Origin of the sequence: Bradyrhizobium viridifuturi (genome assembly GCF_001238275.1) — a bacterium.
Classification (GTDB): domain Bacteria; phylum Pseudomonadota; class Alphaproteobacteria; order Rhizobiales; family Xanthobacteraceae; genus Bradyrhizobium; species Bradyrhizobium viridifuturi.
This window is the reverse complement of the sequence record NZ_LGTB01000077.1, coordinates 1-15,999: the sequence shown is the minus strand read 5'-3', so window position 1 is coordinate 15,999 and position 15,999 is coordinate 1. Positions and strand designations below refer to the sequence as shown.

Genomic DNA, 15,999 nt, shown 5'->3' with positions numbered 1-15,999 from the left:
GGTGAAGGTCACGAGCCCCGTGGCCGGATCGACCGTGATGGTGAATGCCAGGGTGCCGTCGGTCGTGCCGACATGGCCCTCGATCGTGTTGCCGTTCAGAACCAGCAGGTCGGCGAGGCCGGTGTGCGAATCGACCAGGCCCGACGCGGTCCCGTCGCCGCCGGCGATTTTCAGGGCGTAGCCGATGGTCGCGCCATCCGCGCCCTGAACCGAGCTGAACGCCGTCGAGAAATCGGCCGATTTTAGCGTCTGCGATGCATCCGGCGCCGAACCCGCGATGTTGTCGTCGAATACTGTTGCCGTCAGATGCGTCTCGCTCAGCGACAGCGACGGCGTGCTCCCGTTTGCCCTGATGCTCGGCCCGTCGTCGGTGATGGTCAATTGCCGGCCGAGGTCGAGGCTCGCGCTCTGGAAGTCGCCGTCCTTGTCCGTGATCGTTGCCGTCAGGCCTATGATGCCGGTTGCAAACGTCACGGCTTCGCCGCTGTCCGGGCTGGTGCCAAGCGGCTGCTTCACCGCCCGATACTCGGTGAAGGTCACAAGCCCCGTGGCTGGATCGATCGAGATGGTGAATGCCAGGGTGCCATCGGTCGTGCCGACATGGCCCTCGATCGTGTTGCCGTTCAAAACCAGCAGGTCGGCGAGGCCGGTGTGCGAATCGACCAGGCCCGATGCCGTCCCGTCGCCGCCGGCGATCGATAGCTTGTAGGCGATCGTCGCGCCATCCGCACCTTGAACCGAGGTGAACGCGGTCGAGAAATCGGCCGACGTCATCGTCAGCGCCGCATTCGGCTGCGAGCCCGCGATGTTGTCGTCGAACACTGTCGCGGTCAGATGCGTTTCGCTCAGCGACAGCGCCGGCGTGCTGCCGCTTGTCTGGATGCTCGGGCCGTCGTCGGTAATCGTGAGTTGCTTGCCGAGGTCCAGACTCGCGCTCTGGACGTTGCCGTTATTGTCGGTGATGGTCGCGACCAGATTCACCAGCCCCGCGCCCAGCGTAACGCCTTCGCCGCTATCCGGGCTGGTGCCGAGCGGCTGGTTCACCGCGCGATACTCGGTGAACGTGACGCGTCCGGTCGCCGGATCGATCGTGATGGTGAACGCCAGCGTGCCGTCGATTGCGCCGACATGGCCTTCGATGGTGTCGCCGTTCAGAACCAGCAGGTCGGCGAGGCCGGTGTGCGAGTCGGTCAGACCCGAAGCTGTGCCATTGCCGCCGCTGATCGTCAGGGCGTAGCCGATGGTCGCGCCGTTCGCGCCCTGGACCGATGTGAAAGCCGTCGAGAAGTCGGCCGAGGTCGTCGTCAGCGCCGCGCTCGGCGCGGAGCCGGCGATGTTGTCGTCGAACACCGTCGCCGTCAGGTGGGTCTCGCTCAGGGAGAGCGAGGGGGTGGTGCCATTAGTGCTGATGCTCGGGTTGTCGCCCGTGATCGAGAGCTGCCTGCCAAGATCGAGGCTGGCGATCTGGTAGTCTCCATCGCTGTCCCCGATCGTGGCAAACAGGCGGACAACTCCGGGACTCAACGTAATGCCTTCATCGGCGTTCGGGTCTGGCGGTTGCTTCACCGCGCGGTACTCGGTGAAGGTCACAAGCCCCGTGAGCGGATCGATCGCAATGCTGAAGGCCAGCGTGCCGGTGGTCGAGCCGACATGCCCTTCGATGGTGTTGCCGTTCTGAACCAATACGTCGGCAAGGCCGGTATGCGCGTCGATCAGGCCCGACGCGGTGCCGTTGCCACCCGTGATCGCCAGCGCGTAGCTGATGGTCGCAGCATCTGCGCCCTGGATCGAGCTGAACGCCGTCGAGAAGTAGGCTGCTGTCGTGGTCAGCGCCACATCAGGTGCCGAGCCCGCGATGTTGTCGTCGAGCGCCGTTGCGGTCAGGTGGCTCTCGCTCAGCGTCAGCGACGGCGCGGTGCCGTTGGCATTAATCGTCGGGCCATCGTCGCTGATGCTGAGCCGGCTGCCCAGATCGATGGCCGCGCTTTGGGAGTCTCCGTCTCTGTCCGTGATGGTTGCAATCAAGCCGACGATTCCGCCCGTCAGCGCCACTGCTTCACCGCTGTCCGGACTGGTGCCGAACGGCTGCCTCACCGCCCGATACTCGGTGAAGGTGACGAGCCCGGTCGCCGGATCAACCGTGATGGTGAATGCCACGGCGCCGTTGATTGCGCCGACACGGCCTACGATCGTGTTGCCGTCCAGGACCAGCACGTCGGCGAGGCCGGTGTGCGAGTCGACCAGACCCGAGGCAGTGCCGTCGCCGCCGGCGATCGCCAGTGCATAGCTGACTGTCGCGCCATCCGCGCCTTGAACCGGCTTGAATGCCGTCGAGAAGTCGGCTGACGTCGTCGTCAGCGCCGCGTTCGGCGCGGAGCCGGCGATATTGTCGTCCAGCACCGTTGCCGTCAGATGCGTCTCGCTCAGCGTCAGCGAGGGCGCCGTTCCGCTTGTGCTGATGGTCGGGTCGTCTTCAACGACGACCAGCATGCTGCCGAGATCGAAGGTCGCATACCCGAACTGGGCGCCCTTCATCACGGTCGCGACCAGCATGATGACCCCGCTCGCCAGCGATATGATGTCGCTATCGCCGGTGCTGGTGCCGGGCGGCTGTGCCGCCGCCCGGTACTCGGTGAACGTCACATGCGCGGTGACTGGATCGAGCGCGATCGTGAATGCCAGCGTCCCGCTGGTGGTGCCGACGCGGCCTTCGATGGTGTTGCCGTTCAGAACCAGCACGTCAGCCAGGCCGGTGTGCGAGTCGATCACGCCCGACGCTGCGCCGTTGCCGCCGGTGATCACCAGTGCGTAGTTGATCGTCGCGCCGGCCGCGTCCTGTGGGTTGGCGAACGTTATCGCGAAGTCGCCTGTCGTCGTCGTCAGGGCCTCGTTCGGCGACGAGCCGGCGATATGGTCGTCCAGCGTCGTCGCTGTCAGATGCCTCTCGTTCAACGTCAGCGGCGGCGGCGCTCCGAAGCTCAGTATGAGCGGCGCCGGTGGCGGCGTGTACGTGATGACGTACCCGGGAAGGGTGATCGGTACCGGTCCGAGCTGGTTCGGCGCGAATGACGGGTCGGGCACGTCAAAATTGATCGGCTGCAGCAGCGGCGAGCCGTCGTAAGCCGGCATCCCGGAGCCTTTTGACCACACGCCTTTCGCGTAACCGGCAAGGGTCTCCTGTTGCGCGTTGCGCAAATCCTCCATGTGAGCAGGGCTGTTCGAGACCTGGCTCACGCCGACCGACGACCCTCTTGTGGTCAGGATGACCGTGACTCCGGGGTCGTCGACGACGATATGCCGGGGGTTCGCCTCTTTCGTCACCAGCTCGAACACGCCGTGGTGCATGTCCTTGTAGGTGATGTTGTCGTCGTCCAGGAACGTGACGTTGGGCTCCGCGGCCCGGGCATCCTTCAGGAGCGAGAAGGTCAGCGCAGCGAACGACAGCAGGCTGAGGCCGCTGGCCGTGACGGTGCCAACGGGCGTGTCCGCGGTCAGGACGTCTGACCCGGCCAGTCGGCTGCCGATGAAGCGGAGGATGCTTCTGGTCTTCGCGAGCAGTCCCGGCCGCAAGCTGCTGACCGGGTCCTGGGCCAAGTCGCCCAATGCCAGCCTTGTGCCTGCCGGCAGGTGGAGCATTGCGCCATCGATCAGCCGGATGTCGACCCGCCCGCCGGCTGCAACCTCGATGACGTCACCCTGGTAAACCGGATCGCCGGCCACGACTGAAAGGACGATGTCGCGCGCGCGCACAATGGTGCCGCAACCGATCACGGCATCGACAACGCCAATCCCTCGGGGCAGCTGGCTTGAAACGGCCGAGCTCGCGCCCCCGAACGCTACGCCGGACGCGACTAACATTGGCTTTTCGCCTGCTGAACGGCTCAGGCGGTAGGTGCTGCCGTAGTTTTCTTGGTTTGGCTTGCAGTCCCTACGAGGTGAAAAAACCCCGCAGCCGCAGCCATAGGCTCGCCCGCCGAAACGTCCTGATTGAAACTGAATTCGGTAGTGAAAATCGGCTTCCAATGCGGCGGGGGAGCCATCGCGGAAACGACAGAGCTGCTGCCAATTATCGCAAGTGCACCCCCACCAAATTTAGTGTATATTTACCAAGTAAATTGTCCACTTATTAATTTTTAGTCGAACGACACCAGGCCCTTAGGCCTGTTTTACAGCAACTCGTGTGGCAGTAGAGGTCCTGCGGTCCCGGCCCGGCGGTCCAGATCACCATCGTGCCGCGACACGACAAGATCTTCTCAACGGAGGGGATCGTGCGTATCCATTTGATTGTTCAATTGCTTGCAGGCTTCGTCTTGGCGCTCGTGAGCCTGGCGCCTGGTCCGACGCTGGCGCAAACCGAGCGGGCCCAACCCGCGGTTCAAAACTCCTCGGCGAGCTTCATCGGGACAGTCGTGACCGCCACTGGCTCGGTCACGATCGAGCATCCGAGTGCGGTCGTCGTGCAGGCTGCCCTGTCTGATCAACCGCTGCAGGCGAAGGTTGGCGACCGCGTCTATTTGGGAGACGTGGTGCAGACCGGGGCCGATGGGCGGGTCGGCATCAACTTCACCGACGGCACCTCGTTCAATCTGTCGAGCAACGCCAAGATGGCGATGACCGAGTTCGTGTATGACCCGAACGGCAAGTCGAATTCGACACTGTTCAAGCTGGCCAACGGAACGTTCACCTTCGTTGCCGGCAACATCGCGAGACCGGCGATATGAAGATCGACACGCCCGCCGCGACGATGGGAATTCGGGGCACCACGCCACGCATCGAAATATCGGACGATGGAACGGTGAGGTTCGCGACGCTCGTGGAAGAGGGCAAGAGCAAGCTTCTCAGGAAGCCTGCGACACGGGCGGCGCAGCAACCCCAGCAGAACATTGACCGCAGGTTCAATCCGAACATTTGTCGAGGGTGCTAGGCGAGCAGGGCGTCAGTCTTGAACGGCTACTCACGGACATCGGCGACGACTGCGTCGCCAAACCCGGAGCCCGACATGAATCCTCGCGCAGGTTTTGGTGGGAGTGGCGGCCTGGCGGCGCTTTTCATCCTGCTGCTGCTCACGCCGTCGGTCGGTGCGCAGAGCCCGACGCAGAAGAACAACTACCTGCGGAATATCGAGCTGTGCAGCGGCCTCGATCACACGGCGGCCGACGCGCGCATCGGTGCGTGCACGGCGTTGATCGATGCGGCGCAGGACATGACGCCGGCCGGCCTCGCGATCGCCTACAACAACCGTGGCAATACCTACACCGCCAAGGCGGACTATGACCGCGCGATCCGGGATTTTGACCGATCCATCGAGCTCAATCCAACCTACATCAAGCCGTTCAACAATCGCGGCGTGGCCTATCTCAGGAAGCGCGACTACGATCACGCGATCGCTGCGTTCGACCAGGCCATCAAGCTCAATCCCAATTACGGCGAAGCCCTTGCCAATCGCGCCGGCGCCTATTTGAAGAAGAATGACTTTGCCCGCGCGGTGCAGGATTACGATCAGGCCATTCGCCTCGAGCCGAACCTGGACGGCGTGTGGAATGGACGCTGCTGGAGCCGAGCCATCCTCGGCAAGCTGCAGGAGGCGCTGGAAGATTGCAACAAGGCGCTGCAATCGGGGCCGGCCAATGCCGCGACCTACGACTCGCGCGGCCTGGTCTTTCTCAAGACCGGCGAGCTTGGCGCGGCGATCGACGACTATAGCTCCGCGCTTCGCATCGATCCGAAGCTGGCAAGCGCGCTCTATGGACGTGGGCTGGCGAAATTGAAGCAGGGCGACAAGGCCGGCGGCAATACCGACATCGCGGCAGCCAAGACGATCCAGGGCAGCATCGGGGACGATTTCAAGCGTTACGGCGTGCAACAGACGCGCTAGCTGGCAGAGTCCGCCTTACGGGCGGCCGCTGCCGGCGCGTCTGGTCGGGGCCGGCTAGTTCGTGATCTCGACCGTCGCCGAACGGCCGGCGACCAATGCAATGCGATCGGGCAGGTGATCCAGCGCAATGCGCACCGGGACGCGCTGCGCGAGCCGGACCCAGCTGAAGGTCGGATTGACGTTGGCGAGCAGGTTCGCGCCGTCGGTGCGGTCGCGGTCCGCGATGCCGGCCGCAATGCTCTCGACGTGCCCGGTGAGCCGGACCGGCTCGCCCATCAGCCGCACCTGCGCCTTGTCGCCGACCCGAATGCGCGCCAGCTTGGTCTCCTCGAAATAGCCCTCGACATGCAGCGTATCGGTGTCGACCAGCGCCATCACGCCCTTGCCCGCGGTGACGTACGCACCGGGCCGCAGGTCCATATTGGTGATGGTGCCGTTGACCGATGCATGCACCTCGCTGCGATCGAGGTTGAGCTGGGCCACGGCGCGATCGGCGACCGCCTGGTCGTAAGCGGCCTTGGCCTGCAGCTGCGTGGCCAGCACCTGCTCCTGCTTCTGCTGCGACACCGCGTCGGTGGTCAGCGAACTGTAGCGTTTGAGATCGGATTCGGCCTGATCCAGCGTCGCACGATGGCCGGCGACCGCCGCATCGGCCTGCTGCAACGCCAGCGCAAAGCGCGCGCGATCGATGCGGAACAGGATGTCGCCGCGATGCACCGGCTGATTGTCCTTGACCAGCACGTCGGTGACGAAGCCGGATACGTCGGGAGCGACCTGAACCACGTCGGCGCGGACCCTGCCGTCGCGGGTCCATGGCGATTCCATATAGTAGACCCAGAGCGCGCGGCCGACGGCCAGCGCGGCGACAAGCGCGATCGCGGTGAGCGCGACCCGGCCGAGCCAGGCGAAATTCCCCTTCATGGCAGAAACTCCGAGAGATAAACGACGACGCCAAGCAGGCAGACGTACAGGGCGAAATTGAACAGGGCGCGGTGCCAGACCAGCCGGTAGAGCCCGAAGCGCTGCATGATCCGGTTCGCCACCGCGCTCAGCGCGTAGGCAATGATGAGCCACAGCAGCAGCGCCGGGACCAGGACACCATAGATGTCGAGCTCATACCTCATGCCGCAAAACTCTCCTCGGGCTGCGATCGATACGCAGGTGCATCCGGAAACAGGCCGCGGCGGATGCCGACGAGGCCGAGCAACGCGTCGTCCCGCGCGCGCTCATTGGGATCCTTGACGACTGCGGTCAGCGCCGCATCGATGCATGTCAGCAGTTCGGTCGGCATTGCCCCGTCCGTATGGGCACGAAACGACGCGGCGAGGTCGTCCAGCATGCCGTCGATGGCACGCACGGTCGATGCGGCGAGGCCGTAGCGCGCCCGCCTGAGATCGATGATGTTGAGCCCGATGCGCAGCTGGACCAGGCTGTCGGCATCGCGGCGGTCGCTCTCGGAGATGAAGGCGATGCGCTGGACCAATAGCCCGAGCCGATGCAGCATCAGGCCGGCAAACTGCGCGCGATCGCCGCGGCCGCGCCGTTCGGCCGCGACCGCGAGCGTCTGCCAGCTCGACATCATCAGCCGCTTGGCGATCCATTCGGCGCCGACGCCGCGCGCGACCCGCGTCACGATCTCGGCGATGACGACGCCGAGGAAGAAGGCGACCGATGTGTTGGCAAAACTGGCGAAATCCGCGCTGTAGGTCGATTGCAGCGCGAGCAGCGTCGCGGTGTTGGCGGCGAGCGCCATGCCGATCGGCGCGGTCTTCGGCCTTGCAATCAGGAAGCCGTATGTGAGGAAGGTCGGCGCCAGCGCGGCGATCAGGACCTCGACATGGGAGATGCCCGGCACCAGCGCGAACTGATAGATCGCCACAATGACGATCGCGACCAGCGAAAACAGGCCGAAGGCCCGGATGCTGCGCGCCGGCTCATCCTGCGCGGCGAAGAAGGAGCAGGCGACCGCCGCCATCATCGGCGCCGAGGCGCCGTCGGGCCAGCCGGTCGCGATCCACAGGCCGCAGCAGATCAGGATGGCCACCGCCGCCCCCGCGGCCGACCACAGCGCCATGCCGTGGTCGCGGTGACGGACCGGCGCCGCGCCCGATTCCGGGTGGAACGCCAGCGGGACGGTGGAGATATCCCGACCCGCGGCAATCGCGTCGCCCACCGCGCGGCAGTCGGCCGAGATGTCGACAAGCTCGCGCAGCCGCAGCAGCAGGCTGATGGTGATGATGCGCTCCCGCGGTGCGAGGCCGTCGAGCGCGGATTGCCGCTCGGCGATTGCGGCGCGGATCTGCTCGCCGGATTGCGGCGGGCGATCCTCGTCCACGATCCATGCGGCGAGGTCTCCGATCAGGCGTCGCAACTCCGGTTGCCTTTGCAGCGCCGGCTCGCCGAGCGCGGCCAGCCGGTCTTCGATCGACGTGACGATCGGCAGCAGCATCAGCATGCGCAGCCGGACCTCGGCGAGACCGCGCACGGTGCCGGCGTCGGCCAGCCGGTCGTAGGCGAGATGGGTCGCCAGCGTATCGATCTCGACGGTGTCGGTCGCAAGGCGCAGGCGTTGGGCCCGCCGCGTTTCGCTGGTCCCGCGATCGAGCAGCACGTCGCGGGACAGCCGGCGCGCATCTGCCAGCCAGCTCCTGACCCGGCCGCCGACCGCCGGCGCGACGCTGCGGGGAAACACCACCGTCGACACCAGGCTGGCACAGATGATCCCGAGCGAGATTTCCTCGACCCGCGCCAGCGCGACGTCGAAGATGTTGCCCGGGTCGGCCACCGACGGGAAGCCGATCAGCGCGACGGTGTATCCTCCCAGCATGAAGATGTAGCTGCGCGGCGTGCCGTCGAGCAGCGCCAGATAAAGGCAGAGGCCGACCCAGAGCGCGATCGCGAGGCATAATAGCTCCGGCGCATTGACAAGGTTCGGCACCAGGGCGACCGTCATGCTCGCGCCGACCAGGGTGCCGATCACGCGGAAGAACGCCTTCGAGCTGGTCGCACCGGCCAGCGGCTGTGAGGTGATATAGACCGTTGCCATCGCCCAGTAGGGGCGCGGCAGATCGATCGCCAATGCGATGACAAGCGCCAGCATCGACGCGGCGAACGTCTTCAACGCGAAGATGAGGTCCGCGTGGCGGACCAGGAACGGCTCTTCCGCGTGCATGACTATCTTGCCTCTGCGGCAGTCTTGTCTGCAGCAGTCTTGCCTTGAACACTCTTGGCGTCCTGCAGGCGGCTCGCGCGTTGCTCGATGCGCTGCAGCGTCTCGAAGGTTATCGCAAGTTCCTCGCTGCCGATATCCTTCAGCAGGCTGGCGCGCACGCGGCGGAGCACCCGGTTGGTCTCCTCGACCTTGGCTTCGCCTGAAACGGTGAGATGCAGCGTCTTGGCGCGCCGGTCGGTCGGGTCCTCGCGGCGCTCGACCAGGCCTTCGGATTCGAGCAGATCGATCAGCCGCACCAGCGAAGGCCCCTCGATGCCCAGTTCGTCGGCCAGCACGCCCTGGCGGACGTTCTCCCCTTGCCGCGACAGCACCAGCAGCGGGATCGCCGTCGCGTAGGACAGGCCGTGGTCGGACAGCGCCTGATCCGACTCGCGACGCCAGATCCGAGCGAGCCGCATGATCAAGCGGCCGATCTCGGCGTGGATATGGGATTGCGACGGAGGCATGCCAATTAGATAGGATGCGAACTATTAGGTTGCAATCATATAGTCCGGACTATGGCGAATGATCACGCAAAAGCGATCGCGCCTTGCGGACGAACTGGGCCGCATCGGCGGAAGTCCCGTCATGAAACGCCGAGCAGCCGTCCCGGGATGACATTGCCGCAGGCGACGAAATGCGTCGGGACGGAGAGCTGCGCAAGGTGGACGGCGGCCATCCCAACCCGCTCCGTGACCTCGTCCGTGTCAAGGCATCGCGCGGTCGATCTTCCGCTCACCTCGAACTTGAAATGCATGTGCGACAATCGGTTGAGCGACGCAGGTCAACATGCCGCGCGTCAAGATGACTGATGCATTGAGCAACGTCGATAGCGCACTTTATCGGGCGGGCAGTCATTGCCTAGTCGGACGGAACTCAGATCGATGCGGATCGAAACCGGTTCCGCAACATGCGTCACGGTGCTGTTCGGTCGCATGGACAATCAGGCGCCGATCACGGTGCGGGATGTCTTCAATGAGAGTGTGGCAATCTACCGCGCCGCTCAGCGCAATCCTCCGTTTGCACCTCTGCATAATCTGTACAAATAGGTCGAGGATGCGCTCCGCTTGTTTCCTGCTTCGCCGCCGCGCGATCGCTGCGCGTGCGTGCCGCGGATACACGGATGAAGTGTGCCGACGGTCGAACCGGTTGCCGCCGGCGCGCCTGCGGCCAGGGCGCGCTGATCGCCGGAACGGATGCATGATCACCGAAACGGACTTCGACCGGATGATGTTCCAAATGATGATCCAGGAGTTCGGCCAGCGCCTGCCGTGGAAGGCGGTAGGCGCGAACGTCGCGAAGACTCAGTCGGATTGAGAGAACAACAACGCAGCGTCCAGGAGGAACTCGAAGGGAATGCTTACGGACGTACGGCAGATCAAGGCGGCGCGCGCGCTTCTCCGCTGGAGGCAGGATCGGCTTGCGCAGGAAGCTGGTTTGGCACTTGCGACGATCCGGCGACTGGAGCGCCTTGAAGGCCGGATAGAAGCCAACTTCGACACGGTCGAACGGATTCGCGAGGCGCTCGAGAATGCCGGAATCGAATTCGTGGGCGCGCCAAACCTGGGAGTACACGTTTCGGCGGCACGACAGGAAGGCGCTGCCAAGTCTGAGGTCTGACGAGGCTTCGATACGACGAGCGGCGATCGGATTTCCTGCGCTGCGGACGTTTCCTCTCAACTGAATCTATTTTGATCAACTCGCGTCTCGCGCTCTGAAGGTGCCGGGACGTTTTTCGTGCGCGCGCTATGGATCAATGATCAACGGATAGCGGAAAAGCTATCTTCCTAGCGTAACTGATACTTCATGTATGGAATATAAATATCGTTTTATATCAGTGTGTTAGAAGTATCACGAGACGGCATTGAATGCGTGTGACAAGCATTTGTCGCATTGTCGCGTCTCACGAACTGTTGTTCTCATCGATCCTGCGCGGTGAGGGGCTTCGCGGAGATTGGAGATCGGTCACCGATCATCCGTCTCACGCCGAGGCGACGCGGATTGGTTGGGGATGAAGATCGGGGGGCAGTCAGCTCGATCACAAATCTCCTCAAACGAAAAAAGGCAGGAGGTTTTATGCAGCTTTCCAAGAGTGCTATTTTGGCTTCGGCAGCGTCGTTCATTGGATTGGCCGGCGCGCAAGCCGCCGACCTTCCAGTGAAGGCCAAGGCGGTCGAATACGTGAAGGTGTGTTCGCTGTACGGCCCGGGCTTCTACTACATCCCGGGTAGCGATACGTGCATCAAGCTGGGCGGCTATTTGCGCGTCGACGTTCTGGCGAACACGAACTCCGACAACACCGGCAACACCTCAGGTGCCGCCGGTGCGAACAACCGTTTCACCAACGGCTACACCTGGCGCTCGCGTCAGGATCTGAACATCGACACGCGTACCGCGACCGAATACGGCGTGGTTCGCACCTTCTTCGATGCGACCTTCAGCTGGACCACGGATAGCTATGCCGGGCAGGGCAACGGCTCGACCGTCTACTCGCCGATCGGCACCGCTCAGGCTCCCAACAATGCCAATGCCGGTGGTGTCGCGGGCGGTACGGTCGGCGTCTACTACGCCTTCATCCAGTTCGCCGGCTTCACCATGGGTAAGGCGGTCTCGCAGTTCGCGACCCCCTGGGCCAACTATCCGGGCAACAACTACGACGGTCTCGTCGGCGGCGGCGGCACGATCACCGGCGTGAACCAGTTCACCTACACCGCGCAGTTCGGCAACGGCATCTCGATGGCGTTGTCGGCGCAGGATCAGGCGGCCTACTATCAGGCCGGCGTCAACAATCTGGGCGCGGCGCCGGGCGCACTCGGTCCGTTCGGTCTCAGCAACTACGCGGGCACGATCGCGCCTGACCTTGTTGCGATGTTGCGCGTCGACCAGGCCTGGGGTCTGTTCCAGGCATCATTCGCGGCGCATAACAACCATGCGCCTATTACGGCGGCACTGAAACCACCGGCCATCCGGACGACAAGTGGGGCTGGGCGGGTCAGTTGGGCCTGTCGATCAAGAATATCCCGACCGGACCTGGCGACACCATCAACATCCAGGGCGTCTACACCAACGGCGCAACCCGCTACAACATCCAGGACCTCGCCGGTGCGGCTGGTTCGAACACGGTGTTCGGCGGCACCAATCTGCCGGGTGCGTATCAGAGCGTCGGCTTCGGCATGGCACCTGACTCGGTGTTCGTCGCCGGCGGTCAGCAGCAGCTGATCTCCACCTGGGGCATGCGCGGTGCGTACACCCACAATTGGGATGCCTACTGGAACACGGCCATCTACGGCGCCTACGCCGGGGTCCGCTACAACGGCACGGCCAAGTCCTATATCTGCGGCCCGACCGGCTCAGGCGTGGGCGGTTCGTTCGGCGCAGCCTTCGGCACCGCCGGCCTGACCTCGTGCAATCCCGACTACAACATCGCGCAGCTCGGCCTGATCACCCGGTGGACCCCGGTCAAGAACCTGACCTTCTCGGCAGACCTGACCTACACCCACATCGACCAGAAGTTCGCGGGCACGATCGCCTATCCGGGCAGCGCCGGCATCGGCAAGCCGGGCACCGTGTACGAACTGAAGGACCAGAACACCGTGCTGTTGCTCCTTCGTGCCCAGCGCAACTGGTAAGGATTCATCCACAGAAAGGGAGATTGCTCTGAACTCATAGAGATTGTTACCTCCAAGGAAGGCCTCCGGTATGCCCATCGGAGGCCTTCGCATTTTGATCGCCGCACGCATCTCGCTACGCCGCGGCGAGCTATTCCTTCGCACGCGATTGCGAAGCGGGCCGCCGGCGGGGCGGCTTGGGCGGAGGTTGCTGTCTTCGCTTGCGAGCGGTGCGCCGCGTGCCGTTCAATTGAAGGTTGGCGGACACCGCCTGTTCTAACCCTGTCAGATCCATCAGCAGGCTTGCGATGTCGTCGCGAGGCACATCCAGGAACAATGTCGAGAGCGAGCGCGTCTGCTCCGCCCGCAGCCGGCGAAGGACGGTCCTGCCGGCCTTCGTCAGCAGAACGACCTGAACGCGGCGATCCGCCTCCGCGGTCACGCGTTGGACGTGACCGATGTTGACGAGTTCGTTGACCAGAGCCGTGACATTGCTTTGCGGCACCATCAAAGCGTCGGCGAGCCGGCTCAACGCCATGCCCCGCTTGGAGGCCGACAAAGCTTCGAGAACATGCAGGCGGGCAATGCTGTATTCGAAGCGATCCCTGAGCCGCCGATTGATCTCTCTTGCGATTTGTGAGGAGCAGCCGAGCAGCCGCGACCAAAGCTTGGTCTTATCGTCGCTCATCCCGAACTGGCTCCGCGCCGCCTACGGATCGAGCTCAGTATCCCAATAGAGATAGTCGAGCCAGCTTTCGTGCAGATAGTTCGGCGGGAACAGCCGGCCGTTGCGGTGCAGCTGATGCACGGTCGGGGCGTAGGGCGTCTGCTTCGGAAACATCTTGGCCTGCTGCGGCGTCAGGTTGCCCTTGCGGAGGTTGCAGGGTGAGCAGGCGGCGACGACGTTCTCCCAGGTGGTCTGGCCACCCTTGCTGCGCGGAATGATGTGATCGAAGGTGAGGTCGTCCGGCGACAGGCAATACTGGCAGGAGAAGCGGTCGCGCAGGAAGACGTTGAACCGGGTGAAGGCGGGGTGGGTGGTCGGCTTGACGAAGGATTTCAGGGATACGACGCTGGGCAGCTGGATTTCGAAGGAAGGACTTCGTACCGCGCGGTCGTAATATTCGACGATATTGACACGATCGAGGAACACCGCCTTGATCGCCTCCTGCCAGGACCAGAGCGACAGCGGGTAATAACTCAGCGGCCGGAAGTCCGCATTCAAGACTAGCACCGGCCAACCGCCTTGCGAGACATGTGCGTTCAAATAACGCTCCTGACTCCCATTAGCTGCGAAGCAGCATGCACTCACATACTACAGGCAGCGTGACGGGATTGTGAAGAGCAATGAGCGGCTTATCCGCCGTGCCCTGCCATGTTCCTGCCCCGATTGCCTCCCGCCCGCGAGGCCCGTAAAGGGAGCCCCAAGCCCCTCGGCCAGTGACGGACCCCTGCCGATGACCACGACCACAAGCTATCTCGAGGCGCCGCGCCGTTTGCGCGCATTCGTGCGTGCGCACGAGACGAGCCTCGTGGTGCTGGCGCTGCTGATCGGCGCCATCGGCGGCCTCGTGGTGGCGGTCATGAGCGGCCTCGTCACGGTGCTGCATTCGGTGCTGTTCAATCTGCCGCTGGGCGAGCGGCTGTCGAGCCAGCCCAGCATCGATCCGGTGCGCGCGCTCGTGGTTCCCACGGTCGGCGGACTGGTACTCGGAATCGCGTTCCTGCTGCTGCTCCGGGTCCGGCCGGCCCGCGAGATCGACCCGATCGAGGCCAATGCGCTCTATGGCGGGCGGATGTCGTTCCGCGGCAGCGTGATCGTGGCGCTGCAGACGATCTGGTCGAGCGGCGTCGGCGGCTCGGTCGGGCTCGAGGCCGGCTACACCCAGCTGTCCAGCGGCCTTGCGGCCTCGATCGGCCGCGGTTTCCATCTGCGCCGCAACGACCAGCGAATCATGGTGGGCTGCGGGGCGGCGGCGGCGATCGCCGGCGCCTTCAGCGCGCCGCTCGCGGGCGCGTTCTACGCTTTCGAACTTGTGATCGGCGGTTACACGCCGGCGAGCCTGACCCCGGTCGGGGTGGCGGCGGTGTCCGGCTATTTCGTCGCCCATGCCTTCGAGCCGCTGCCGCTCGGGGTCGGCGTCGGAACCGTCGGCGACGTGCTCGGGCGGGATCTGGCGATTGCCGCCTTGCTCGGGATCATCGCGGCGCTGACCGGGATTGCGATCATGCGCGGGGTGACGCTGTGCGAGGCGCTGCTCACCAAGACCAAGCTCTGGCAGCCGCTGCGCCCGGCGCTCGGTGGGCTTGCGGTCGGCGCGATGGCGCTGCTGACGCCGCAGGTGATGTCGTCGGGCCATGGCGCGCTGCGCTTCGCCGGCATCGTGGCGATGCCGCTCACCATCATCGCCGGCGTGTTCGTGCTGAAGGCGATCGCCTCGATCGTGTCGCTCGGCTCCGGCTTCCGCGGCGGATTGTTCTTCGCCACGTTGTTCATGGGCGCGCTCGGCGGCCGGCTGTTCGCCGCCGGCGTCGACATCGTGTGGCCGGGGCTCAATCTCGATCCCAACGCCTATGCCGTGATCGGCATGAGCGCGCTGTCGGCCTCGGTGATCGGCGGTCCCCTGACGATGTCGTTCATCGCGCTGGAATCCACCGGCAATCTCTGGCTGACCACGGCGGTGCTGGTCGCGGTCATCATCTCGACCACGATCACCCGCGAACTGTTCGGCTATTCGTTCGCGACTTGGCGGCTGCATCTGCGCGGCGAGACCATCCGCAGCGCGGCCGACATCGGCTGGATTCGCGATCTCACGGTCGGCAAGATGATGCGGCAAGACATGATCACGGTGAGCGCCGCGATGCCGATCGAGGCGTTCCGCGAGGAATTCCCGCCGGGCTCGAAGACCCAGGTCGTCGCGGTCGACGGCGAGGGGCGTTATGCGGGGCTCGCGCTGGTCGCCGAAGCGCATGCGCCGGATCTCGAGGAGGACAAGGGGCTCGCCGGCATCCTGCGCTACGCCGACGTGGTGCTGCATCCCGGCATGAACGTCCAGGAGGCGATCGCGGTGTTCGACGCCGCCGAAGCCGAATCGCTCGCGGTGGTCGAAGGCGATGGCGACCGGCGGCCGATCGGCCTGCTCACCGAAGCACACGCGATGCGGCGCTACGCCGAAGAATCCGAGCAGCGCCGCCGCGAGGTGATCGGCGAGATTTGACGGCGCCGATCTGGTCCGTCGCGGTCTATCAGACCCGTCATCCTGAGGTGCGAGCGGAGCGAGCCTCGAAGGATGCACGGTCACCAG

General features: G+C 64.5%; 13 protein-coding genes and 1 pseudogene. 7 read left to right on the top strand and 7 right to left on the bottom strand.

The annotated features are described in order from the left end of the window. The coding region (locus ALC15_RS39645) for a DUF5801 repeats-in-toxin domain-containing protein (protein WP_157860992.1) at nt 1-3,858 on the bottom strand (3,858 nt) is incomplete at its 3' end. A 410-nt stretch (nt 3,859-4,268) separates the two neighbouring features. On the opposite strand from ALC15_RS39645, the gene ALC15_RS39640 reads away from it, so the two are divergent. The 3 genes from ALC15_RS39640 (at nt 4,269) to ALC15_RS39635 (ending at nt 5,875) form a co-directional block, all read left to right on the top strand. Beyond that, complete coding sequence (locus tag ALC15_RS39640; RefSeq protein WP_244486475.1) at nt 4,269-4,721, top strand: FecR family protein; 453 nt, start codon at nt 4,269-4,271, stop codon at nt 4,719-4,721. Beyond that, nucleotides 4,718-4,924, top strand: a complete 207-nt coding sequence (locus tag ALC15_RS46990; RefSeq protein ID WP_244486474.1) for a hypothetical protein — start codon at nt 4,718-4,720, stop codon at nt 4,922-4,924. The genes ALC15_RS39640 and ALC15_RS46990 overlap by 4 nt, the downstream gene beginning before the upstream one ends. Before the next feature lie 75 nt (nt 4,925-4,999). Continuing rightward, entirely contained in the window at nt 5,000-5,875 is an 876-nt protein-coding gene (locus tag ALC15_RS39635; protein WP_050631965.1) for a tetratricopeptide repeat protein, read from the top strand. A 54-nt stretch (nt 5,876-5,929) separates the two neighbouring features. Here ALC15_RS39635 and ALC15_RS39630 read toward each other — a convergent pair whose 3' ends face one another. Genes ALC15_RS39630 through ALC15_RS39615 form a run of 4 tightly spaced genes read right to left on the bottom strand, consistent with a single transcriptional unit; the run spans nt 5,930 to nt 9,553 of the window. After that, on the bottom strand, nt 5,930-6,796 hold the full coding sequence (locus ALC15_RS39630) for an efflux RND transporter periplasmic adaptor subunit (RefSeq protein WP_050631964.1): 867 nt from the start codon (nt 6,794-6,796) through the stop codon (nt 5,930-5,932). Continuing rightward, nucleotides 6,793-6,999 carry a DUF1656 domain-containing protein gene (locus tag ALC15_RS39625; RefSeq protein WP_050631963.1) on the bottom strand — a complete coding sequence of 69 codons (207 nt, stop codon included), beginning with the start codon at nt 6,997-6,999 and terminating at the stop codon, nt 6,793-6,795. Before ALC15_RS39625 ends, ALC15_RS39630 begins: the two co-directional genes overlap by 4 nt. Further along, a complete protein-coding gene (locus tag ALC15_RS39620) occupies nt 6,996-9,047 on the bottom strand; it encodes an FUSC family protein (protein ID WP_050631962.1) in 2,052 nt (683 codons plus the stop codon). The genes ALC15_RS39625 and ALC15_RS39620 overlap by 4 nt, the downstream gene beginning before the upstream one ends. Nucleotides 9,048-9,049: 2 nt before the next feature. Continuing rightward, entirely contained in the window at nt 9,050-9,553 is a 504-nt protein-coding gene (locus ALC15_RS39615; protein ID WP_050631961.1) for a MarR family winged helix-turn-helix transcriptional regulator, read from the bottom strand. Between the two features lie 417 nt (nt 9,554-9,970). Between ALC15_RS39615 and ALC15_RS44415 the strand changes: the two genes are divergently transcribed. The 3 genes and pseudogenes from ALC15_RS44415 to ALC15_RS39605 all read left to right on the top strand — a co-directional run bounded on the left by ALC15_RS44415 (nt 9,971) and on the right by ALC15_RS39605 (nt 12,715). Beyond that, nucleotides 9,971-10,135 carry a hypothetical protein gene (locus tag ALC15_RS44415; protein ID WP_157860991.1) on the top strand — a complete coding sequence of 55 codons (165 nt, stop codon included), beginning with the start codon at nt 9,971-9,973 and terminating at the stop codon, nt 10,133-10,135. A 307-nt stretch (nt 10,136-10,442) separates the two neighbouring features. Continuing rightward, entirely contained in the window at nt 10,443-10,706 is a 264-nt protein-coding gene (locus tag ALC15_RS39610; protein WP_050631960.1) for a helix-turn-helix domain-containing protein, read from the top strand. A 456-nt stretch (nt 10,707-11,162) separates the two neighbouring features. After that, nucleotides 11,163-12,715, top strand: a pseudogene (locus ALC15_RS39605) (porin). Nucleotides 12,716-12,845: 130 nt separating this feature from the next. On the opposite strand, the gene ALC15_RS39600 reads toward ALC15_RS39605, so the two are convergent. Together ALC15_RS39600 and ALC15_RS39595 are read right to left on the bottom strand one after the other, a co-directional pair. Beyond that, entirely contained in the window at nt 12,846-13,382 is a 537-nt protein-coding gene (locus tag ALC15_RS39600; protein ID WP_050631959.1) for a MarR family winged helix-turn-helix transcriptional regulator, read from the bottom strand. Between the two features lie 21 nt (nt 13,383-13,403). Continuing rightward, nucleotides 13,404-13,961, bottom strand: coding sequence for an HNH endonuclease (locus ALC15_RS39595; RefSeq protein ID WP_050631958.1), 558 nt, complete (start codon nt 13,959-13,961; stop codon nt 13,404-13,406). A 190-nt stretch (nt 13,962-14,151) separates the two neighbouring features. Here ALC15_RS39595 and ALC15_RS39590 point away from each other — a divergent pair, with 190 nt between their 5' ends. Beyond that, nucleotides 14,152-15,912 (top strand): chloride channel protein, encoded by a 1,761-nt coding sequence (locus ALC15_RS39590; protein WP_050631957.1) that lies wholly within the window; start codon nt 14,152-14,154, stop codon nt 15,910-15,912. Nucleotides 15,913-15,999: the final 87 nt, after the last annotated feature.

Coding starts and splice junctions, on each gene's coding strand:
- ALC15_RS46990 (WP_244486474.1), top strand. CDS start 4,718: ATGAAGATCGACACGCCCGCCGCGACGATGGGAATTCGGGGCACCACG.
- ALC15_RS39635 (WP_050631965.1), top strand. CDS start 5,000: ATGAATCCTCGCGCAGGTTTTGGTGGGAGTGGCGGCCTGGCGGCGCTT.
- ALC15_RS39630 (WP_050631964.1), bottom strand. CDS start 6,796: ATGAAGGGGAATTTCGCCTGGCTCGGCCGGGTCGCGCTCACCGCGATC.
- ALC15_RS39625 (WP_050631963.1), bottom strand. CDS start 6,999: ATGAGGTATGAGCTCGACATCTATGGTGTCCTGGTCCCGGCGCTGCTG.
- ALC15_RS39620 (WP_050631962.1), bottom strand. CDS start 9,047: ATGCACGCGGAAGAGCCGTTCCTGGTCCGCCACGCGGACCTCATCTTC.
- ALC15_RS39615 (WP_050631961.1), bottom strand. CDS start 9,553: ATGCCTCCGTCGCAATCCCATATCCACGCCGAGATCGGCCGCTTGATC.
- ALC15_RS44415 (WP_157860991.1), top strand. CDS start 9,971: ATGCGGATCGAAACCGGTTCCGCAACATGCGTCACGGTGCTGTTCGGT.
- ALC15_RS39610 (WP_050631960.1), top strand. CDS start 10,443: ATGCTTACGGACGTACGGCAGATCAAGGCGGCGCGCGCGCTTCTCCGC.
- ALC15_RS39600 (WP_050631959.1), bottom strand. CDS start 13,382: ATGAGCGACGATAAGACCAAGCTTTGGTCGCGGCTGCTCGGCTGCTCC.
- ALC15_RS39590 (WP_050631957.1), top strand. CDS start 14,152: ATGACCACGACCACAAGCTATCTCGAGGCGCCGCGCCGTTTGCGCGCA.